Genomic DNA, 20,295 nt, shown 5'->3' on the forward strand with positions numbered 1-20,295 from the left:
TTTCCACACCGGTCAGGCAGTCAGCAGTCAGCTGTCAGGAGTTGACGGCTGACTATCGAAGGTCGGTCAGGTCGCCTTCTGGCCGTCGAGGCTCTCGCGGAGGATGTCCGCGTGCCCGGCGTGCTGTGCCGTCTCGGCGATGACGTGCATCAGGACCCTGCGCACGCTCTGCACGGCGCCGGGCTCGTGCCAGGGTGCCTCGGGGAGCGGGTGCGTCGCCGAGAGGTCGGGGACGGTGGCGACGACCTCCTCGGTGCGGGCCGCCACCTCCTCGTAGCGCTTGACGATGTCCGCCAGTGTCTCGCCGGGCAGCATGCGGAAGTTGTTCTGGTGGTCGATCGCCCACTGCGGGAACTCACGCGCCGTGCCGGCCGCCATGTCCGCCCAGGTGACTCCGGCGGGCAGGTCGTAGCGCAGCGCCGACGGGCCCTCCACGGCGAAGCGCAGCCAGCCCTCCTCGATGGAGGCGACGTGTTTGATCAGACCGCCCAGACTCAGGGAGCTGACCGTCGGGTTCGCTCCGGCCTGCTCGTCGGTGAGGCCGCGCACCGTGCCGGTGAGGGCGGACCGGACGGCCGCCAGTTCCGCGAGGAGGTCGGCCCGCTCGCCGTCGAGTGCGGCGGTGGACGAGGCGGAGGAAGGGGACGAGGGAGGCGTTGCCATGTGATCAGGTCCTTCGGGTCGGTCCGGTGGTTGCGAACGAGACCACCGTCTCAGGAGTAGCGGACAGGATGTGTCCGCTACTTGGGGGACGATCGGGGACATGCCGAAGACATCCGCGCGACTGCTGTCCCTGCTCTCGCTCCTCCAGGCCCGCCGGGACTGGCCGGGGCAGCTGCTGGCCGAGCGCCTGGACGTCAGCCCGCGCACGGTGCGGCGGGACATCGACCGGCTGCGCGAGCTCGGCTATCCGATCCGCACCGCGAAGGGCCCCGACGGTGGCTACCGCCTCGGCGCAGGTACCGAGCTTCCGCCGCTCCTGTTCGACGACGAGCAGGCCGTGGCCCTCGCCGTGGCGCTGCGGACCGCGGCCGTCACGGGTGCGGGCATCGAGGAAGGGGCGGTACGGGCCCTCAGCACCGTCCGGCAGGTGATGCCCGCACGGCTCCGCCATCGCGTCGACGCCCTTCAGGTCACCGCCGTGGACCGAGCGGGGACGGCGGTGAGGCCGCAGGCCGACCCGGCCGTCCTCCTGGCCCTCAGCGCGGCCGTGCGCGCCCGCGAGGTCGTCCGCTTCGACTACAGCCCGGCCTGGACGCCCCCGCCGGTCCCGGACACCTCGGTGCCGCACCCGGCGGGCGGCCTCGCCCCGGATCCGCCGCGCCGCGCGGAACCTCACCACCTCGTGACCTGGGGCGGACGCTGGTATCTCGTCGCGTGGGACCTCGACCGGGCCGACTGGCGCACCTTCCGGGCCGACCGGATCGACCCCCGCACGCCGAGGGGCCCCCGCTTCACCCCACGCGAGGTGCCGGGAGGAGACGTCGCCGCGTTCGTCGCCGGCAGGTTCCGCGGGTCGGTGGCTCGCGCGCGTGCCGGCGTGGCTGGTTCGCCCGGGTCTCGCGGCTCCACTGGAGCCGGGGGCTCGGACGGTTCCGGCGGGTCGGTGCCCTTGGCGGACTGGTCCTGCCGGGGCGAGGTGATCCTCGATCTGCCCGCCGCCGTCGTCTCCGGGTACGCGAGGGACGGCGTCGTCGAGGAGCTGGGACCCGGCCGGTGCCGCCTGGTCCTCGGTTCGTGGTCGTGGGCCGGTCTGGCCGCGGCCGTCGCCGGGTTCGACACCGAGATCGAAGTGGTCGGGCCGGCCGAACTCGCCGACGCCTTCGCGCTGCTGGCCCGTCGTTGCGCTCGCGCCGCGTCCCGCGCGGGGACCGGGGAACCCGCGGGCGCGAGCGACCCTTCCGTGGTCCCCTGAGACCTCGCACGCCACGGGGGCCGGCTCGCTGACCTGGAGCGTCCGTGGTCTCTCGCGCTGAGGCGAGAGCGGGACATGACCTCTTTCTGAGGCTCAGTCGTCACCGGGGGAGCGGCGGGAAGCCGGCTGACGGGTGCGTCGATGGATCACGCCGAAGGTCTTCTGGAGAGCTGTTGTCGACTCGTCGTAGGAGCGTTGGGCCACTCCGACGAAGAGGCAGTCGATGATGGCGAGTTGGGCGATACGGCTGACGGTGGCACCGGAGCGGAACGGGGTCTCCCGGACGCTGGTCGTGAGCACCAGGTCGGCGCTCCGCGCGAGGGGGGAGCGGGCGAAGTTGGTGAGAGCGACGGTCGTTGCGCCACGTTCCGCTGCGACCTGGAGGGGCTCGATCGTGTCCTGCGTCGTGCCGGAGTGCGAGATGGCGACGGCGACGTCCTCAGGCCTGAGCAGGGCTGCTGCCGTCAGCGCGGCGTGCGTGTCGGTCCAGATGAACGCCATCAGGCCGATGCGATGGAGTTTCTGGTGCAGGTCCTGTGCCACGAAGCCGCTGGCTCCGACGCCGAAGATGTCCACGCGGCGGGCGTGGCTCACGGCGTCGATGGCGCGGCCGAGGGTCTCGACGTCGACTCCGGCGCCGGTCTCCTCGAGAGCGCGGACCTCGTTGTAGATGATCTTCTCGACGATGCGGTCGAGTGTGTCTGTCGCGCTGATGTCGGTGGTGACCGCTGGTCTGTCGCCGCCCAGGACGTCCTCGCGTGCGGCCGCACTGGCAAGAGCGAGTCGTAGTTGAGGATATTTGGCGAGACCGATGGCTCGGCAGAAGCGCATGACGGTGGCGCTCGAAGTGTCTGCCAGGTTGCCGAGAGCACCGATGGGGAGGTGCGCGGCCGCGGCTGGATCGGAGAGCACGGCCTCCGCGACGCGTTGCTCGGAGGGGGCCAGGGAAGGCAGCGCCCCGCGGATGCGCATCAGGATGTCTGCGCTCGCCGCTTCTCGCGCGGTGTCGACGGTGTCGCGCCGGGGGGCCGGATGCGCCATGCGGTCCTCCTGTTGTGGATGGCGCAAGCCTAGCGACGTTCCGGGGCGGAGGTCAAAAATAAACTTCAAAAATGATGGCCCGTAACTTATTGACATGCGGAGGTTGCTGTTCCGATACTCGCTGGACATTGAACGACCCTGCGGACTGACGAACCGAGACGGCCAGCTGCCTGTCTCCGATAGGAGAGTCTTCGCATGACAGCCGTGCTGGCTGTGGACCTGGGCAAGACCGGCTGTCGCGCCGCGATCTGGACAGACCACAGCGATGAGCCCCTGCTCCTGTGCGAGCGGGCCGGCGCCCCCGGCCTGGCCGGTCTCGGTGGTGCCGCCGCCGCCGAGACCGCGGTGCTTGCCGCAAGCAGGCCGATTCTTCGACAGTGGCACGGTACGCACCTCGCCGCCGTCTCCGTCGGAGCGGCCGGCGCCGCTGCGGCGCCCGACGCTGCGGAAGAGCTGGCCCGACGTCTTCTCGCTCAGCTGTCCGCCGACGAGGTCGCCGTGACCAGCGACGCGGTGACAGCACACGCGGGCGCGCTGGGGGCCCAGGCCGGAGTGGTGCTGGCTGCCGGAACCGGAGCGGTCGTCGTGGGCATCGGCGACGACGGGACCTTCACCCGCGTCGACGGATGGGGCCCCTGGCTGGGTGACGAGGGCAGTGGCGCCTGGATCGGACTGGCCGGGCTCCGGGCGGCGCTGCACGCACACGACGGCCGCGCCGCAGACACCGTCCTGCGCAAGGATGCGACCGAAGCCTTCGGAGACCTGGACAGGCTTCCTGCCCTTCTTTCCAACGAAGAGAATCCTGCTCGCGTCGCCGCGTCGTTCGCTCCCCGAGTCGGCCTGGCGGCAGCCGCCGGGGACGGCGCGGCCGGCGAGATCATGCACGCGGCCGCGACGGCTCTGGCCCGGAGTGTGGTTGCGGCTGCCCGGACCCTTGCCGGACAGCGCTCCCTGCCGGTCGCTGTCACGGGTGGTCTGTTCGGCCTCGGCGAGCCGCTGACCGGCCCGTTCGAAGCACTGATCACGTCCTCGAACCTCCCCCTGCACATGGTCCCTCCACTCGGTGACCCGCTGGCTGGAGCGCGCACCCTCGCCTTCGCCGGCCGACTGCCGCACGAGGCGTCCGTCAAACGTGTCCGACACGAGGCCATCGCCCCGTCTCTGTCCACCGGGTGATGGCCACGGGGCAGCGCGCCGTCGACGCCACCCCGTTCCGTCGCCCCCACCGGTGCACTGGCACCTGCCGTCCCTTCTCGGTGCGACCGCACCTGCCCCACAAAGGAGTGAGCCCGTGCGTCACCTCGACCTTTTGGTGATCGTCGCGTATCTGATCGCGATCGCCTGGATCGGCCTGCGCCTGTCAGGACGCCAAAGATCGGCGAAGGAGTACTTCGTCGGCGAAGGCAAGATGCCCTGGTGGACCGTCTGTTTCTCGGTCGTGGCCACCGAGACCAGCGTTCTGACCGTCATCAGCGTGCCGGGTGCCGCCTACAACGGCGGTGGCTTCGGCAACGTCGAACTTGCCTTCGGCTACATCATCGGCCGCGTGATCGTCGCCACGGTCCTCATCCCGCTGTACAAGCGTGGAGGGTTCGTCAGCGCCTACCAGTACCTGGGGGAGCGTTTCGGACTGAAGCTGCAGGGGCTCGCCTCGGTGACTTTCGTCTTCACCCGGCTGCTCGCGGAAGGCGTTCGCCTGTTCGCCTCGGCGATCCCCATCAAGCTCCTGCTCGACGAGCTCGGCGTCCACACCAGCTACAAGCTCATCATCATCGTGCTGACGCTGATCACCGTTCTGTACACGTACCTGGGCGGAATCAAGGCCGTCATCTGGACCGACGCCATCCAGATGGTGTTGTACGTCGGCGGAGCCATCCTGGCGATCGCCGTCCTCAGCGGTCACGTGGGCGGGGCAGGCTTCTCCGACGCTCTGCACGCCGGCCGGTTCAAGCTGTTCGACACCGACTTCGACCTGGCGCACATCATGACCAGCTCGTTCGCCTTGCCGACCGCGATCATCGGCGGCGCCATCTTCGCGATGGCGAGCCATGGCTCGGACCAGTTGATCGTCCAGCGCATCCTGGCGACCAACAGCCTGCGTGACAGCCAGAAGGCCATGATCGGCTCCGGCGTTTTCGTCGCCGTCCAGTTCGCCGCGTTCTCTCTCGTCGGTGCGCTGCTGTGGAGCTACAACAGCCAGAAGACCTTCGCGGACATGGGGCTCGACAGCGCCGACAATCTCTACCCGCACTTCATCCTGCACGACTTGCCCGTAGGCATCTCCGGTCTGCTGGTGGCCGGCATCCTGGGCGCCGCCATGGGCTCCCTGTCGTCCGCGCTGAACTCCATGTCCAACTCCACCGTCTCGGACATCATCCAGGCCTTCTTCAAGCGGGCCCCTTCGGACGAGGCGCTCCTCAAGCTGGCGCGGGTGATGACACTGGTCTGGGCCGCGCTGATGGCCGTGTTCGCCTGCGCCTTCAGCACAAGTACCGGCAACGTGTACGTCACCGGTCTCACGATCGCCGGCTACACCTACGGCGCGCTGCTCGGCGCGTTCCTGCTGGGCCGGCTCGTCAAGCGTTCGAACGAGATCGACGCCGTGATCGCCTTCCTCGTCACCGTGGGCGTCATGACGTACGTCGTACGCGGCGTCAAGATCGATGTCACGGCGGCCGGAGGGACCGTACCGACCGCCATCGCGGCGCAGTGGCTGGTGCCCCTGGGCGTCCTCGTCACCCTGATCGTGGGTGGCGTGATGAGCCTGTTCCACAAGGCACCGGTCCCGAAGCCGGCGGGAGCGGCCGACGAACCCGCGACGGACACCGTGACCGTGGCCTGAGCATCACCGCATCACGCCCCGGCCCGGGGCGGTCCCGGCCGTCGTCGCCGAGGGCGTCCCGGGCCGCCCATCCTGGAGCACTCATGATTCGCACCCCCGGTCGTACTGCCGCCGGCACTCTTGTCTCCCCCGCAGGACCTCTGCGGCGCCGCGAAGGAGGCGTGTCATGCGTGTGATCGGCTTGATGTCCGGAACCTCCTACGACGCCATCGAGGCTGCCGCGGCTGACATCACGGTCGAGGGGGACGCGCTGGTGCTGCGGCCTCGCGGCGCCGTGAGCCTGGCCTACCCCGACGACGTGCGAAGGCGGATCAGCGCCGCGCTGCCGCCTGCCGCTGTGACGATGGAGGACGTCTGCCGGCTCGACACCGCGGTAGGCCAGGCCTTTGCCCAGGCCGCCGTCCACGCCGTCGGCGCACTGTGCCCGGACGGCGCCGACCTCGTGGTGTCACACGGGCAGACAGTGCACCACTGGGTGCAGGACGGCACCGTGCGAGGAACCCTGCAGCTGGGGCAGCCCGCTTGGATCGCCGAAGCGACCGGCCTGCCGGTTGTCTCCGACCTGCGCGCTCGGGACGTGGCGGCGGGAGGACAGGGCGCACCGCTGGTCGGCCTGCTCGACACCCTTCTCCTGCAGGGCCGCACCGGGACGCCGGCGGCTCTGAATCTGGGTGGGATCGCCAACGTGACCGTCGTCGCGCCGGGCGAGGGCCCCGTGGCCTTCGACACCGGGCCGGCCAACGCCCTCGTCGATGCCGCGGTGCGTCACTTCACTCAGGGGGCGCGCGACTACGACGAGGACGGGAAGCGCGCTGCCGCGGGGCAGGTCCACGAAGGACTGCTCTCGCGCCTGCTCGAAGACCCCTACTACCGTCGTGCGGCGCCGAAGAGCACGGGCAAGGAGCTCTTCCACCTGCCGTACCTGCTGGACGTCCTCGCGGCGGAACCGGTGACCGACCAGAATGACGTCCTGGCCACGCTCACCCGGCTCACGGCCGTCACCGTCGCCGATGCCTGTCGCGCGTACGGCGTCACCGAACTGATCATGTCCGGTGGAGGGGTGCGCAACCCGGTGATGACCGCGATGATCGGCGAGGAGCTGCCGGGAGTCCGTCTGCTGGTCAGTGACGACCTCGGAGTGCCTTCCGACGCGAAGGAGGCGCTGGCCTTCGCCGTCCTCGGATTCCTGACGGTCCATGGCGTGTGTGGTGCGCTTCCCTCCACCACCGGTGCCCGCCACGAATCCATCCTGGGAAACATCACGCCAGGACGCGGCCCCCTCAGCTTGCCTGCGGTGGCAGATACGCCGCGGCGTCTGCGCATCGTCAGCTGACGTCACCCCGGAACGACGGCGGCGGATCCCCGTCACCGCAGGCCGGGCGAGGCACGGCGCCCGGAGGAACTCTCAACCGGCATGCACGCGGACGGCCCTGGCGGCCACGACGTACTGAAGGACCCATGAGCCCTGCATCTGTTGTCCCACCCAGCCCCGCCGTCGGTGACCGAGCCGACGAACTGGCCGAACTGCTGCGCTCCTGTGTCAGTGACCCTTCCAGGGTCCTGACGGGCGTACCGCAGCGAGCGGCCGCGGCACATGACGCCTCTCACTATCTGCTGGACCCGCAGGCCGTCGTGCGTGCGGCCTCCGCCCAGGAAGTGGGGGCCCTGATGGCCGCCGCCCGCGCCACGGGTCTGCCTCTGACCCTGCGCTCCGGCGGCACCAGCCTTTCCGGCCAGGCAGGAACCGATGGCCTGTTGGTCGACGTGCGCACCCACTGGCGTCAGGCCGAGGTACTCGACGACGGGCTGCGTCTCAGAGTTCAGCCGGGCCTGACGGTCCGCCAGGCGAACGCACGGCTCGCCCGCCACGGCCGACGTCTGGGTCCCGACCCGGCCAGCGAGTCGGCCTGCACGATCGGCGGGGTGGTGGCCAACAACTCCAGCGGCATGACGTGCGGTACCCAGGACAACACCTACCGCACGCTGGAATCGCTGGAATTCGTTCTCCCTTCGGGCACGATCGTCGACTCGGCGGCCCACGACGCCGACGGTCTCCTGCGCGCGCGTGAACCCGAACTCCACGCCGGCCTGCTCCGGTTGCGTGATCGGATCCGCGCCTCGGAGAGCTCGCGCACGACCATCGCGCACCAGTTCTCCATGAAGAACACCATGGGCTACGCCCTCAACTCCTTCCTCGACCACACTCTGCCGGTCGACATCCTGGCCCACTTGATGATCGGCAGCGAGGGCACGCTCGGATTCGTGTCGCACGCCGTCTTCAGGACCGTTCCGGTGATGCCGCACGCCGCCACGGGCCTGCTCATGTTCCCCGGCCTGGCCGAGGCCACCGACGCACTGCCGGCCCTGCTGGCCGCAGGTGCGCGAACCGCCGAGCTGCTCGACGCCGCTGCCCTGCGCGTGGCCCGGACGGACGCAGGCGCAGACGAACAACTACGGGGGCTCCGGATCGAAAGCCACGCCGCGCTGCTCGTGGAGTTCACCGAAGACACGGTGGAAGCACTGGAGACGGTCCTCGCCGCGGCACGGCCGGCTCTGTCGCGGATCCCGGTCATCGGCGGCGCACGGTTCACCCGTGACGCCAAGGCGCGAGCGAAGCTGTGGCACCTCCGGAAGGGCCTCTATACAGCTGTGGCCGCGGCCCGCCCCGTCGGCACCACCGCGCTGCTCGAAGACGTCGCGGTACCCATGCCCAGGCTCACCGAGACGTGCGAAGGGCTCATCGGACTGTTCGATCAGCACGGCTACGACAACACCGTCATCTTCGGGCATGCCCGGGATGGCAACGTGCACTTCATGCTGACCCAGGACTTCGACTCGTCCGCAGAGGTCGAGCGCTATGCCCGTTTCACCGACGACATGGTCGATCTCGTGCTCGGCGCCGGCGGTACGTTGAAGGCCGAACACGGCACGGGCCGGGTCATGGCCCCCTTCGTGCGGCGACAGTACGGCGATGAGCTCTACGCGGTCATGCGGGACATCAAGACGCTCTGTGATCCTTCCGGGGTGCTCAACCCCGGTGTCGTGCTGGACGACGACCCGATCGCGCATCTGCGCCATCTCAAGAGCGTCCCGGCAGTCGACGAGGACCTCGACCGCTGTGTCGAGTGCGGCTACTGCGAACCGGTCTGTCCGACCGCGGACACCACGACCACACCGCGCCAGCGCATCGTCCTCCAACGTGAGATCGCCCTGGCGACGGCGCAGGGCGACGACGATCGGCGCGAGGCGCTGGAAGCCGACTACGCCTACGCCGCCGTGGACAGTTGTGCTGCCGACTCCCTGTGCGTGACGGCGTGCCCCGTGGCCATCGACACGGGTGCGGTGATGAAGCGGCTGCGCAGCGAGCGGCACAGCGACGTGGCCCAATCGATCGGCACGTTCACCGCCCGCCACTGGAGTGGTGCGGTCGCAGGTGTACGCACCGCTCTCACGGTTGCCCACAAGGCTCCCGCCCCCGTCACTCGTGCCCTCACGCGGACCATGAGGGGGCTGGGTGCCACCGAGTTGATTCCGGACTGGCAGGAAGACATCCCGCGGAGCGGCCCGGCACGTCCGGCGGCCCGTCGACCCGACCAGGCTCAGGCCGTGTTCTTCGCAGCGTGCATCGGCACTCTGTTCGCGTCGAGCACGGACGGTGCGTCCGGCGCGGTCCCGCAGGGAGCGGCCGGCGCGTTCTTGGCCCTGTGCGATCGGGCCGGCATCGCGGTGCGGGTCCCCGAGGGACTGGACGGCCTGTGCTGTGGCACGCCATGGCAGTCAAAGGGCTTCACCCGAGGCCACCGGGCCATGGCGGAACGCACCTTGCGCGCCCTGTGGAAGGCGTCCGACCACGGCAGGCTGCCCGTCGTCTGCGACGCCTCCTCCTGCACCCACGGGCTGCTCCAGCTGGCGGATGCTCTGCCACCGGAAGAGCGCACTCGCTATCAGGGGCTGCGCTTCGTCGACAGCGTCGAGTTCGCCGTCGAACGCATCCTGCCCGCGCTGCCGAAGCCTCGACAAGTGAACTCCCTGGCCCTGCATCCCACCTGCTCGACGGTGCACCTGGGCATCGACGACGCATTGCGTACGCTCGCGGAGACCGTCTCCCACGAGGTGTCCGTTCCCGACAGCTGGAGCTGCTGTGCCTTCGCCGGCGACAGGGGACTGCTCCATCCCGACGTCACGGCGGGTGCCACGGCGGCTCAGGCCGCCGAAGTGAAGCAGCGGGAGCACGACGCGTACGCCTCGTGCAACCGCACCTGTGAGATGGGCATGACCCGAGCCACCGGCCGAACCTACCGCCACGTTCTGGAAGTGCTCGACGATGCCACCCGATGACCAGGAGCACTGGAGCTCACATCAGGCAACAGGGCTCGAAAGTTGACGAAATCCTCACGTGAAAATAGATTTCAAGAGTGATCCGAGAAGTGAAGAAAACTTTCAGAAGTCCGGCGTCGCCCCCTCCCGCCGCTCTCGCGATCAAGGTCCGGACCCTCGCACCGTCGATGAGCCGTTCCGTGGGGCACGTCGCCCAAGTTCTCGTCGGGGATCCGGCGGGATGTGCGGTCCTCACCGTCACGGCACTCGCACGGCTCGCCGGGACCAGCGAAGCCACCGTGGTCCGCACCGCCCGCATTCTTGGCTACAGCGGCTACCGGGACCTCCGCGTCGCGCTGAGCGTGCTGGCCGCCCAGCAGGAGTCCGGCCAAGCCCCGGCCGTCACGAGTGACATAGCAGTGGACGACCCGATCGCCGACGTGGTCGCCAAACTCGCCCGGGACGAACAGCAGACGCTCGCCGAAACCGCTGCATGCGTGGACACCCGTCAGCTCGCCGCAGCAGTCGCCGCAGCGTCGACCGCCCGACGTATCGCCGTCTACGGAATCGGCGCCTCGTGCCTCGTCGGCCAGGACCTGGCGCAAAAGCTCCTCCGCATCGGTCTCGTCGCACACGCGCACACCGACCCTCACCTCGCCGTCACCGACGCGGTGCTGCTCCGCCAAGGGGATGTGGCCATCGCCATCACCGACTCCGGCTCCACGGAAGACGTCATCGAGCCGCTTCGGGCTGCCTTCGAACGCGGGGCCACGACCATTGCGATCACCGGAAACCCGGTCGGACCCGTCGCGCGGTACGCCGACCACCTCCTCACCACCACCACGACCCGGGAAAGCGAGCTGCGACCGGCCGCCATGTCGAGCCGCACAGGTCAACTCCTGCTCATCGACTGTCTTTTCGTAGGCATCGCCCAGCGCACCTACACGACGGCGGCTCCAGCACTCGCCGCCTCCTACGAAGCGCTCGCACACCGCCACGTACCGAACCCCCGTCAACCGCCGCAAGATTGAGAAAGCAGAACGCCCTCCCATGACTGCCACCAAGAACTCCGCCGCCTCTCCCGAGGGCTACAGCCGGCTGCGCGCTGAGCTCGACACCCTGACCACGGAAGTCTTTCGGCCCGAGCTGGCCGAGATCGACGCGCTCCCCACGCAGGAGATCGTGAAGCTCATGAACGGCGAGGACAGCAGCGTCCCAGTCGCCGTCGCGGAGAGGCTTCCGCAGATCGCCGCCGTCATTGACGCCATCTCCCTGCGTATGGCCCGTGGTGGGAGGCTGATCTACGCAGGAGCCGGCACCGCGGGACGGCTCGGCGTCCTCGACGCCAGCGAGTGCCCGCCCACCTTCAACACCGACCCGGCAGAGGTGGTCGGCCTCATCGCGGGCGGCGCCTCCGCGATGGTCACAGCGGTCGAAGGCGCCGAGGACAGCAAGGAGTTCGCGGCTGCCGACCTCGATGAACTGCGCCTGTGCGACAACGACACGGTGGTGGGCATCTCGGCCTCCGGCCGGACCCCCTACGCCATCGGAGCTGTGGAACATGCCCGAGCACTCGGCGCCCTGACCGTAGGGCTGTCCTGCAACGCGGGATCGGCGCTCGCAGCCGCCGCCGAGCACGGCCTGGAGATCGTCACCGGACCCGAACTGCTCACCGGCTCCACCCGGCTGAAGGCCGGAACAGCCCAGAAGCTCGTCCTCAACATGATCTCGACGATCGTCATGATCCGGCTCGGGAAGACCTACGGAAACCTCATGGTCGACGTGCGAGCCTCGAACGAAAAGCTCCGTGCCCGATCCCGTCGGATCGTCGCCTTGGCCACGGGGGCGCCGGACCGTGAAATCGAAGCAGCGCTCACGGCCACGGGTGACGAGGTGAAGAACGCGATCCTCACGATTCTGGGTGAGGTCGACGGTCCCACCGCTGCCGCACTCCTCGAAGAGTCCGACGGCCACCTGCGGCCCGCGCTCGCGCAGGCACGGGCGACGCGCTGACCAGTACGTCTTGTACTGCGTCGAGCGGCTGGGAGAGGCCCGGGCCGGGGCTAGTGCGCCGCCGTTCTCGCGGCGGCGTCGTGAAACGCGCGGCGGAGGTCGGTGATCCTGTCGCTGTCCCGCCTCGGATGAACCCGGTTGGTCAGCAGAACCGCGTAGCGTTGGGTGGCTGGGTCGATCCACAGGCTCGTTCCGGTGAAGCCGGTGTGCCCGTAGGAACGGTGGCCGAACGCCGTTCCGACGGGTGAGCCGATCTCGTCCTGTCCCTGCCAGGCGAGTGCGCGACGCAGGTTCAAGGCGTCGGTGTGGGGGGCCGTCATGAGGGCGGCGGTGGCCGGTGTCAGGAGCCCGCGGCCTTCGTCGGCAAGTGCGGTGGCGAGGAGTTCCATGTCGCCGAGGGTGGAGAAGAGGCCCGCGTGACCGCTGGGCTGACGGAGCACGGCCGCGTTCTCGTCGTGGACCTGGCCGACGATCATGCTGCGGCGCCAGCTGCAGTTCTCCGTCGCGACCGCCTGTTCGCGACACTCGGGTGCCGGACGGAAGAGCGTGCGCCGCATGCCCAGCGGTGCGCAGACCAGCTGGGTCACCAGATCCTGTAGAGGCTGCCCAGTGGCTGCCTCGGCGATGAGGCCGAGGATGATGAAGCCTTGGGAGCTGTACTGGACCCGTGTGTCCGGTTTCGCGGTGAGGGGCAGTTGGCGTACGGCTTCCAGGAGTTGGGCGCGCGTGGGGTGGTCGCGATACAACGGTACCCGGCCGGGGATTCCGGAGGTGTGGGTCAGGAGTTGTCGTACCGTCAGGTCCGCCTTGTCGCCGTGGCGGTATTCCTGAAGGTGCGTTCCGATGGTGTCGTCGAGGCCCAGTGCGCCGCGTTCGACGAGTGCCATGACCGCGATGCCGACCACGGGTTTCGTCAGTGAGGCGAGGTCCCAGAGGTCGTCGCCGTCCAGCGGTTGGCCGTCCCAGCTCCGAGTGCCGGTCCATCCGCGGTCCGTGGGTCCCTGCGGGCCTCCGACGGACCAGGCGGCGCCCGAGTAGATGTGCTGTTCCCGGCCTTCGGCGAGCAGTTCGTGGAGGGTGCTCATGGGCGTTCACCCTGGAACGGGCTGTTCGCCGCGCCCAGAGGGGGTGTGCGTCTGCCGAGGCCCGCGGAGACGGTGCGGGCGGCGGCGCGCACCATGGGCCCGAATGCCTCGACGTTGTCGTCGTCCAGGGTGAAGGTCGGGCCGGAGATGCCGAGCGCTCCGAGGACGCGGCCCTCCGCGTCGAGAACGGGAGCTGCCACTGATCTGACGTCCAGCTCGTCGTACTCGTCGTCGAGTGCGTAGCCGCGGAGCGCACTTGCGGCCAGGAGCTTCGTGAGGGTGGCGGGTTCGGTGAGGGTCTGCGACGTGAGGGCTTGGAGGTGCGGCGCCTGGATGATGGCGGCGCTCTCCTCGGGCGGTAGCGCCGAGAGCATGGCGAGTCCCACGCCGCAGGCGTGCAGTGGCGAGGCGTGGCCGGGCTGTGTACCCATGCGGTACTCGCGGGCGGGCTCGGACTGTTCGAGGTAGACGGCGTCGCCGGCGTGCCGGACCGCGTAGAACGCGAGGTGGCCGGTGCGCTGTCGCAGATCGGCGAGGGCGGGGCGGACGAGCTGGAGGACACCGCCGTCGTTCAGGGCCGCGGCGGCCAGGCCGAGGAGGCGCGGGCCGGCGCGATAGCTGCCGCCTTCGGAAGGCTCGGCGAAGCCGTGTTCCGCCATGGTGCGCAGATGCCGGTGGACGGTGGGTTTTGTCAGGCCCGTGCGGCGTGCGATGTCGCCGAGCCGATGGGGGGCGCCGGGCTGGACGAGTGCTTCGAGCACGTCCATCGCCTTGTCGACGGGCCCCTTCACGAGTTCCTGATCGACCAACCGGGTGTTGACCTCTTTCGCCATGACGCCTAGCTTAGCGCACCTCATTCCATTTAACGGAACGGAGGTGCTGCTCGATGGAACGCAGTCCTCGAGGGCGCACCAGGGACGGCAGCCGTCCCGCGCGACGCAATGTCCTGCGGGCCGGCGGCCTGATGCTCGGGGCCCTCGGCGCCCCGGCGCTGCTCAGCGCGTGCGGCACCACGGCGGCCGCGAACGGAGCCGGCGACGTCCTGCGCGTCTCCCAGCCCGGAGACCCCAAGACGCTGGATCCGCAGAAGCAGGGCGACATGGTCTCGATGAACGTCCTGATCAACATGTTCGACACCCTCACCACGCGGGGCAGGGACAATCAGCTGCATCCCAGACTCGCCGTCTCCTGGAAGGCCACCAGCAGGCGGACCTGGCGCTTCACGCTCCGCCCCGATGTGAGGTTCCACAACGGCGAGCCGTGCGACGCACACGCTGTCGCCTTCAGCGTCAAACGGCTGCTGGCTCCCGCCACCAAGTCACCGATCGTCGAACTGCGCTACGTCGAAGACGTGACCGTGGTCGACCCGCTCACCGTCGACGTCCACACCACGCTGCACGACCCGATCCTGCCCGCCAAACTCTCCCTGTTCGGCGGGGTGGTCGTCCCGCCGCGCTACCTGTCGGAGGTGGGCGACGACGGCTTCGCCCGGCGGCCCGTCGGCACGGGTCCCTTCACCTTCGTCAGCTGGCAACGGGACCACGAACTGCGCATGCGGGCCTTCCCCGACCACTGGCAGGGTCCGCCGAGCCTCGACGGCCTCGTCTTCAGCCCCGCTCCCAACGCCTCGTCCTCTCTGGCCTCCCTCCAGAGCGGAGGCGTCGACCTCGTCGCCGGCCTCACACCGGACGCCGCGCAGCAGCTTCAGGGCTATTCCGGCGTTCGGCTGGACGGTCATACAGGCATCCGCACGTCGTATCTGTCCCTGAACACCCTGGAAAAGGGGCCGCTTCAGGATCGCCGCGTCCGGCAGGCACTCAACCACGCGATCGACGTACCCCTGCTGATCAAGGCCGTCCTCGGTGGTAAGGCCACGGAGACTCCCGCGCTCGTCCCGCGAGGCGCGTTCGGCTTCGACCCGACCGTCAAGCCGTTCACTCGCTCGGTGGACAGAGCCCGCGCCCTGCTGGCCGAGGCCGGCTACCCGCACGGCTTCACCACCGCACTCACCGCGTCCAACGTCGACTCCAACGTCGCCGAAGCGCTTTCGGGCCTCCTGGCCAAAGCAGGAGTCCACGCGCCCGTCAACCTCCTCGACCCCGGCACGTACGCGGCTCGCCTGACGTCGGACAACCGGGGAGCGCTCGGTCCCCTGTATCTCGCGGCCAGCACCGTCTGGACGATGGACGGACAGAGCATCGTCCAGTCCAACGTGCGCAGTGACCGCCGCCAGAGCCGCTGGCATTCCAAGGAAGCCGACCGGCTCATCGACCTCGAAGAGCTCTCCGAGGATCCCGCACGGCGCGAGCAGGCTTTCTCCGATCTGCAGCGACTGATGCGCGAGGAAGCGCCGTTCGTCTTCCTCTACCAGCTCGACAACATCTTCGCCCGCAACGACCGGCCTCAGTGGAAGCCCGGATCCGCAGGCGTTCTCGCGATGCAGAGCGCGGAGGTCTCGCAATGAGCGACGTCACCCTCGACGAACCGCCGGCCCGCACACAGACCCCACCTCGCGTCGGTCACCGTGCACGTCTCCTGCGCACGATTCTCCAACGGCTCCTGACAGCCCTGTTCGTCCTGCTGTGCACGGCGACCGTGGCCTTCTTCCTCGTCAGGCTCTCCGGCGACCCCGTGAAGATACTCCTTCCGCCGGACGCCACGGCCCAGCAGGAGAGCGCGCTGCGCGCCTCCCTCGGACTCGACCGGCCGTTGCTGACGCAATACGCCGACTACCTCTGGGGGCTGCCCCGCCTCGACTTCGGCGACTCCCTCGTCTACGGGCAGCCCGTCAGGGAGATCCTCGCCGACCGGCTGCCCGCCACTCTCGAACTGGCCGGCGCGGCCCTGGCCGTGACCCTCGTCATCGCCATCCCGGCGGGAGTGTTCGCCGCGATGAGGCGCGGCCGCGGCTCCGACAAGACCGTGATGACGGGCGTCCTGCTGGGCCAGTCGACCCCGCCCTTCTGGGTCGGCATCCTCCTCATCCTGGTCTTCGCGGTCTGGCTTCACGCCCTGCCCGCCTCGGGATACGGACACCTCGCCAATCTGGTCCTGCCCGCCGTCACCCTCGCCGTCTACTCCGTCGCCGTCGTCGCGCGTCTGCTGCGTTCTTCGCTCATCGACGTCCTGACCTCGGACCACATCCGCAGTGCCCGGGCCAAGGGATTCGGACCGCTCAAAGTGGTTCTCACCCACGGACTGCGCAACGCCTCACTGCCCGTGGTGACCGTGGTCGGTCTGGAGGTGGGAAGCCTGCTCGGCGGAGCGATCCTCACCGAACGAGTCTTCTCCTGGCCCGGAGTCGGACAGCTGACCATCGAAGCGATATCCAACCGCGACTTCCCACTGGTCCAGGCCACGGTCCTCTTCTTCGCCACCACCTTCGTCGTGGTCAACCTGCTGGTCGACATCTCCTACAGCTTCCTCGACCCGAGGGTGAGGACGTCACGATGACCACTGCCTCAGCTCCCGCGAGCACCGAGACCCGCGACGCCGTGCAGACCGGCGGAGCCGGGTCCCCCGCCCTCACAGCGCTACGACGCAACAAGTCCGCCGTCCTCGCGCTGAGCGTCCTCTCCCTCCTGCTCATCGCCGCACTGTTCGCACCGCTCATCGCCCCCTACGACCCCAACGCACAGGACCTCCTCCAGCGCCTGCAGCCCCCCGCCTGGAGCGGCGAAGGCCACGCCGCCCATCTCCTGGGCACCGACCAGCTCGGCCGCGACATGCTCTCCCGCGTCATCTACGGAACTCGTGTCTCGCTGCTCGTCGGCGCGGGCGCCGCCCTGCTCGCAGGGGTCATCGGCACGCTCGTGGGGCTGGCCTCCGGCTACTTCGGCGGCTGGGCCGACCGGACACTCATGCGTCTGGCCGACGTGCAACTCGCCTTTCCCTCGCTGCTCCTGGCCCTGGCCATCGTCGGTTTCGTCGGCTCGGGCCTGTGGCCTGTCATCCTGGTGCTCGGGTTCACCGGCTGGGTCTCCTACGCCCGAGTCGTACGGTCCGAGGTGATGTCCCTGCGTACACGCGACTTCATCACCGAGGCCCGGGCGATCGGAGCCACCGACGCCACCATCATGCGCCGCCACCTCCTGCCCAACGTGGTCGCGCCCCTGCTCACCATCGGAACCCTTCACGTCGCCGCCGCCATCGTCGCCGAGGCCTCCTTGAGCTATCTCGGCCTGGGCGTGCCCAAAGAGACCGTCACCTGGGGCTCCATGCTGGCCGACGGACAGCTCTACCTGGGTACCTCCTGGTGGGTCGCGGTCTTCCCCGGCATCGCCCTGATGCTGACCTCTCTCGCCATCAACATCACCGGCGACGCACTGCGTGACGTCGCGGACCCGAAGGCCTACCGCCGATGACCATGGACCGAGCGACAACCAACCCCACCCGGCGCCCACCGACGGAAAGGCAGCCACTCCTGGAGATCAAGGGCCTGAGCGTCGACTTCCAGCTGCAGACCTCCACCGTGCACGCCGTACAGGACGTCTCTCTTCACGTGAGCGCCGGCGAAACCCTCGCCGTCGTGGGGGAGTCGGGGAGCGGAAAGTCGGCCACCGCACTCTCGGTGCTGCGCCTCAACCCGAGCCCACCGTGCCAGTACATCCGTGGCGAGATCCTCTTCGACGGACGTGACCTGCTCAAGCTTCCGGAGAAGGAACTCGGCCGGATCCGGGGCCGTGACATCGCCATGGTCTTCCAAGACCCCATGACGTGCCTGGACCCGCTCCAGCGCGTCGGCGCACAAGTCGCCGAAGTACTCAGGCACCACACCGACATGTCGCGTGCCGAAGCCAAGCAGGCCGCACTGGCCGCGCTGGACGAAGTCGGCATCCCCGACCCCGACCTCCGCTACCGCCAGTACCCGCACGAACTCTCCGGAGGCCTGCGTCAGCGCGTGATGATCGCGACGGCGCTGGTGGCACGCCCCCGAGTCCTCATCGCCGACGAGCCCACGACAGCGCTGGACGTCACCGTGCAGCGCCAGATCCTGGACCTCCTCGTCACCCTTCAGCACAAACACGACATGGGGGTCGTGCTCATCACCCACGACCTGGCCGTCGTGGCGGAGACGGCCGACCGCGTCGCCGTCATGAACCAGGGCAGAGTCGTCGAGACCGGCACCGTCCTCGATGTCTTCGACCACCCGGCCGACGAGTACACCCGCACGCTGCTCGCCGCCACCCCACGACTGGAGGCGGCATGACCCACGCAACCGCTGCGCCGATCGACCCCGCCGGGAACGTCATTCTCGAACTCGTCGACCTGCGCAAGGAGTTCGGCGCCAGGACCGTGAACGTGGCCGTCGACAACGTGTCGCTCCGCGTCCACGAAGGCGAGACGCTCGCGCTGGTCGGTGAGTCCGGCTGCGGCAAGACCACCCTCACCCGCCTGCTGCTGAAACTCCTCGAACCCACCGCCGGCAGCGTGCACTTCGACGGACGGGACCTCGCCTCCCTCTCCGCAGCGGAAATGCGGTCCGTACGTCGACAGATGCAGGTCGTTCTCCAGGACCCCTACTCCAGCATGAACCCCCGCATGCGCGTCTCCGGCATCGTTGCCGAACCCCTGGTCACCCATGACCCCGCACTGCGCGGTCGGCGCGCCCGGGCCCAGGTCGGAGAGCGCGTCGGAGAACTCCTGGAATCCGTCGGCCTGAGTGCCGGCGTCCAGAACCGCTACCCGCACGAATTCTCCGGAGGCCAGCGCCAGCGCATCTCCATCGCCCGGGCTCTCGCGCTCGACCCGCGTCTGCTGGTACTCGACGAACCCACCAGTGCCCTGGACGTTTCCGTGCAGGCGACCGTCCTGGACCTCCTGGCCGAGCTCCAGCAACGACTCGGCCTCACCTATGTCTTCGTCTCCCACAACCTCGCCGTGGTGGGCCAGGTCGCCGACCGTGTCGCGGTGATGCGACGTGGGCGTCTGGTCGAAGTCGGCAGCACGGCAGCCGTGCTGCACACGCCACAGCACCCCTACACCCGCCAGCTGCTCGACGCTGTGCCGGTGCTCGACCCGCGCAGGGGCCGACGCGGTGCCAGGGCTGCCGCCTTGCCCGAGGAGACCAGCCGATGAGCGCCCAAACCCTACGCGTGCGACAGCACGAGACCCGCCGCGCCCAGCAGGGCGATGTCATCCACGGCAGCCGTGCTCACCAGCACCCGCGGCTGCTCGCCACCGGTGAAAGCCGCACCGTCGCGCAGGCGTTGCTCGACGACGCTGCGGAAACGCTCACCACCCTGACGCGCCTCGCCATGCAGGATGAACAGGCCAGGAGCGAAAAGCTGCTGCACGTTCAGCAGACCCAGAGCGAGGTTGTGCGCGTACTCGTCGACGATCTCGCGGGCGAGCCCGTCGCTGTGGTCCACCAGTTCCTCCAGGGACGCGGCCGTGCCCAGCCCGGCGGCGCGAGCCCGGGCAAGCAGCCAGCCCGTGGTGGCCAAGGTCTTCCAGCAGCCGAGGTTCCCGCACGTGCACCGTTCGCCGCTCGCCGACACCGTCATGTGCGCACCGCTGCGGCCACCGGGCGGAGCCATGACCTCGCCTTCGTACAGCACCCCTACCCCGAGGACCGCACCCGTCGAGACCGAGGCGAAAGTGCGCCGCCCGCGCCCGGCACCGAACCATCGGTCGCCGAGCACCTGGAGGCGTGCGCGGTGCTCCACCCGCACACGTGCGCCCGTGAGTGCGCCGAGCCGCTCGGTCACCGGATATCCGTGCAGCCCGGGTACGTCGTTCACTTCCCGTATCAGACCGGTCAGGGGATCCACGAGCCCGGCCGCGGCAACCCCGACGCCACGCAGGTCATGCTTTCCGAAGATCTCGGCCGCCCCGGCGAGCGCGGCGTCGATGTCGCCAGGGGTCGCGGAGCCCGCGTCGTACGCGACCTCGGCGCGCTCCAGGATGCCGCCCGCCGCGGACAGTACGGCCGCCCTCACCCGACCGGGCAACAGCTCGACAGCGCCCAGCCGCTGCGGTGCGCGCGGAACGGTCGCCTCCGACACGGGTTCGGGGACCAGGCGCAGCGGAGAACGTTTGAGGACCATACGCCGACTCTGGCATGCCCGCGTTTCGGAGAG

Annotated in this window: 17 protein-coding genes; 12 read left to right on the plus strand and 5 right to left on the minus strand. The window is 69.3% G+C overall.

Annotated features, from left to right (window positions below; translation table 11 throughout):
* Positions 1 to 66 precede the first annotated feature (66 nt).
* Entirely contained in the window at positions 67 to 663 is a 597-nt protein-coding gene (locus B0675_RS25110; RefSeq protein ID WP_081221320.1) for a DinB family protein, read from the minus strand.
* Positions 664 to 763: 100 nt separating this feature from the next.
* On the opposite strand from B0675_RS25110, the gene B0675_RS25115 reads away from it, so the two are divergent.
* Positions 764 to 1,915 carry a WYL domain-containing protein gene (locus tag B0675_RS25115; protein ID WP_081221323.1) on the plus strand — a complete coding sequence of 384 codons (1,152 nt, stop codon included), beginning with the start codon at positions 764 to 766 and terminating at the stop codon, positions 1,913 to 1,915.
* Between the two features lie 93 nt (positions 1,916 to 2,008).
* Here the strand turns inward: B0675_RS25115 and B0675_RS25120 are convergent, their stop codons facing one another.
* Positions 2,009 to 2,956, minus strand: coding sequence for a MurR/RpiR family transcriptional regulator (locus B0675_RS25120; protein ID WP_081221326.1), 948 nt, complete (start codon positions 2,954 to 2,956; stop codon positions 2,009 to 2,011).
* 195 nt (positions 2,957 to 3,151) lie between these two features.
* On the opposite strand from B0675_RS25120, the gene B0675_RS25125 reads away from it, so the two are divergent.
* The 6 genes from B0675_RS25125 (at position 3,152) to murQ (ending at position 12,128) form a co-directional block, all read left to right on the plus strand.
* On the plus strand, positions 3,152 to 4,132 hold the full coding sequence (locus tag B0675_RS25125) for a BadF/BadG/BcrA/BcrD ATPase family protein (protein ID WP_081221328.1): 981 nt from the start codon (positions 3,152 to 3,154) through the stop codon (positions 4,130 to 4,132).
* Between the two features lie 115 nt (positions 4,133 to 4,247).
* Positions 4,248 to 5,798, plus strand: coding sequence for a sodium:solute symporter (locus tag B0675_RS25130; protein WP_081221331.1), 1,551 nt, complete (start codon positions 4,248 to 4,250; stop codon positions 5,796 to 5,798).
* A gap of 166 nt (positions 5,799 to 5,964) precedes the next feature.
* Positions 5,965 to 7,131: an anhydro-N-acetylmuramic acid kinase gene (locus tag B0675_RS25135; protein WP_081221334.1), complete on the plus strand. Its 1,167-nt coding sequence runs from the start codon at positions 5,965 to 5,967 to the stop codon at positions 7,129 to 7,131.
* A gap of 125 nt (positions 7,132 to 7,256) precedes the next feature.
* Positions 7,257 to 10,136: an FAD-binding and (Fe-S)-binding domain-containing protein gene (locus B0675_RS25140; protein WP_081221337.1), complete on the plus strand. Its 2,880-nt coding sequence runs from the start codon at positions 7,257 to 7,259 to the stop codon at positions 10,134 to 10,136.
* A 77-nt stretch (positions 10,137 to 10,213) separates the two neighbouring features.
* Positions 10,214 to 11,146, plus strand: coding sequence for a MurR/RpiR family transcriptional regulator (locus B0675_RS25145; protein ID WP_107482727.1), 933 nt, complete (start codon positions 10,214 to 10,216; stop codon positions 11,144 to 11,146).
* 19 nt (positions 11,147 to 11,165) lie between these two features.
* The gene (gene murQ, locus B0675_RS25150) at positions 11,166 to 12,128 is read left to right on the plus strand and encodes an N-acetylmuramic acid 6-phosphate etherase (RefSeq protein WP_081221342.1); all 963 of its coding nucleotides are present in this window, start codon (positions 11,166 to 11,168) and stop codon (positions 12,126 to 12,128) included.
* A gap of 50 nt (positions 12,129 to 12,178) precedes the next feature.
* Here murQ and B0675_RS25155 read toward each other — a convergent pair whose 3' ends face one another.
* Together B0675_RS25155 and B0675_RS25160 are read right to left on the minus strand one after the other, a co-directional pair.
* Positions 12,179 to 13,213, minus strand: coding sequence for a serine hydrolase domain-containing protein (locus B0675_RS25155; protein WP_081221345.1), 1,035 nt, complete (start codon positions 13,211 to 13,213; stop codon positions 12,179 to 12,181).
* A complete protein-coding gene (locus B0675_RS25160) occupies positions 13,210 to 14,046 on the minus strand; it encodes an IclR family transcriptional regulator (protein WP_081221348.1) in 837 nt (278 codons plus the stop codon). The genes B0675_RS25155 and B0675_RS25160 overlap by 4 nt, the downstream gene beginning before the upstream one ends.
* Positions 14,047 to 14,099: 53 nt before the next feature.
* Here B0675_RS25160 and B0675_RS25165 point away from each other — a divergent pair, with 53 nt between their 5' ends.
* The 5 genes from B0675_RS25165 to B0675_RS25185 are packed head-to-tail and all read left to right on the plus strand — an operon-like array spanning position 14,100 to position 19,291.
* A complete protein-coding gene (locus B0675_RS25165; RefSeq protein ID WP_081221350.1) occupies positions 14,100 to 15,677 on the plus strand; it encodes an ABC transporter substrate-binding protein in 1,578 nt (525 codons plus the stop codon).
* A complete protein-coding gene (locus B0675_RS25170) occupies positions 15,674 to 16,666 on the plus strand; it encodes an ABC transporter permease (RefSeq protein WP_081221353.1) in 993 nt (330 codons plus the stop codon). Before B0675_RS25165 ends, B0675_RS25170 begins: the two co-directional genes overlap by 4 nt.
* The gene (locus tag B0675_RS25175) at positions 16,663 to 17,577 is read left to right on the plus strand and encodes an ABC transporter permease (protein WP_081221355.1); all 915 of its coding nucleotides are present in this window, start codon (positions 16,663 to 16,665) and stop codon (positions 17,575 to 17,577) included. Before B0675_RS25170 ends, B0675_RS25175 begins: the two co-directional genes overlap by 4 nt.
* On the plus strand, positions 17,574 to 18,422 hold the full coding sequence (locus B0675_RS25180) for an ABC transporter ATP-binding protein (protein WP_081221358.1): 849 nt from the start codon (positions 17,574 to 17,576) through the stop codon (positions 18,420 to 18,422). Before B0675_RS25175 ends, B0675_RS25180 begins: the two co-directional genes overlap by 4 nt.
* Positions 18,419 to 19,291, plus strand: coding sequence for an ATP-binding cassette domain-containing protein (locus B0675_RS25185; RefSeq protein ID WP_081221361.1), 873 nt, complete (start codon positions 18,419 to 18,421; stop codon positions 19,289 to 19,291). Before B0675_RS25180 ends, B0675_RS25185 begins: the two co-directional genes overlap by 4 nt.
* An 11-nt stretch (positions 19,292 to 19,302) precedes the next feature.
* Here B0675_RS25185 and B0675_RS25190 read toward each other — a convergent pair whose 3' ends face one another.
* Entirely contained in the window at positions 19,303 to 20,241 is a 939-nt protein-coding gene (locus B0675_RS25190) for an ROK family protein (RefSeq protein ID WP_081222002.1), read from the minus strand.
* Positions 20,242 to 20,295 lie beyond the last annotated feature (54 nt).

Source organism: Streptomyces sp. M41(2017) (assembly GCF_002078175.1).
GTDB lineage: Bacteria > Actinomycetota > Actinomycetes > Streptomycetales > Streptomycetaceae > Streptomyces.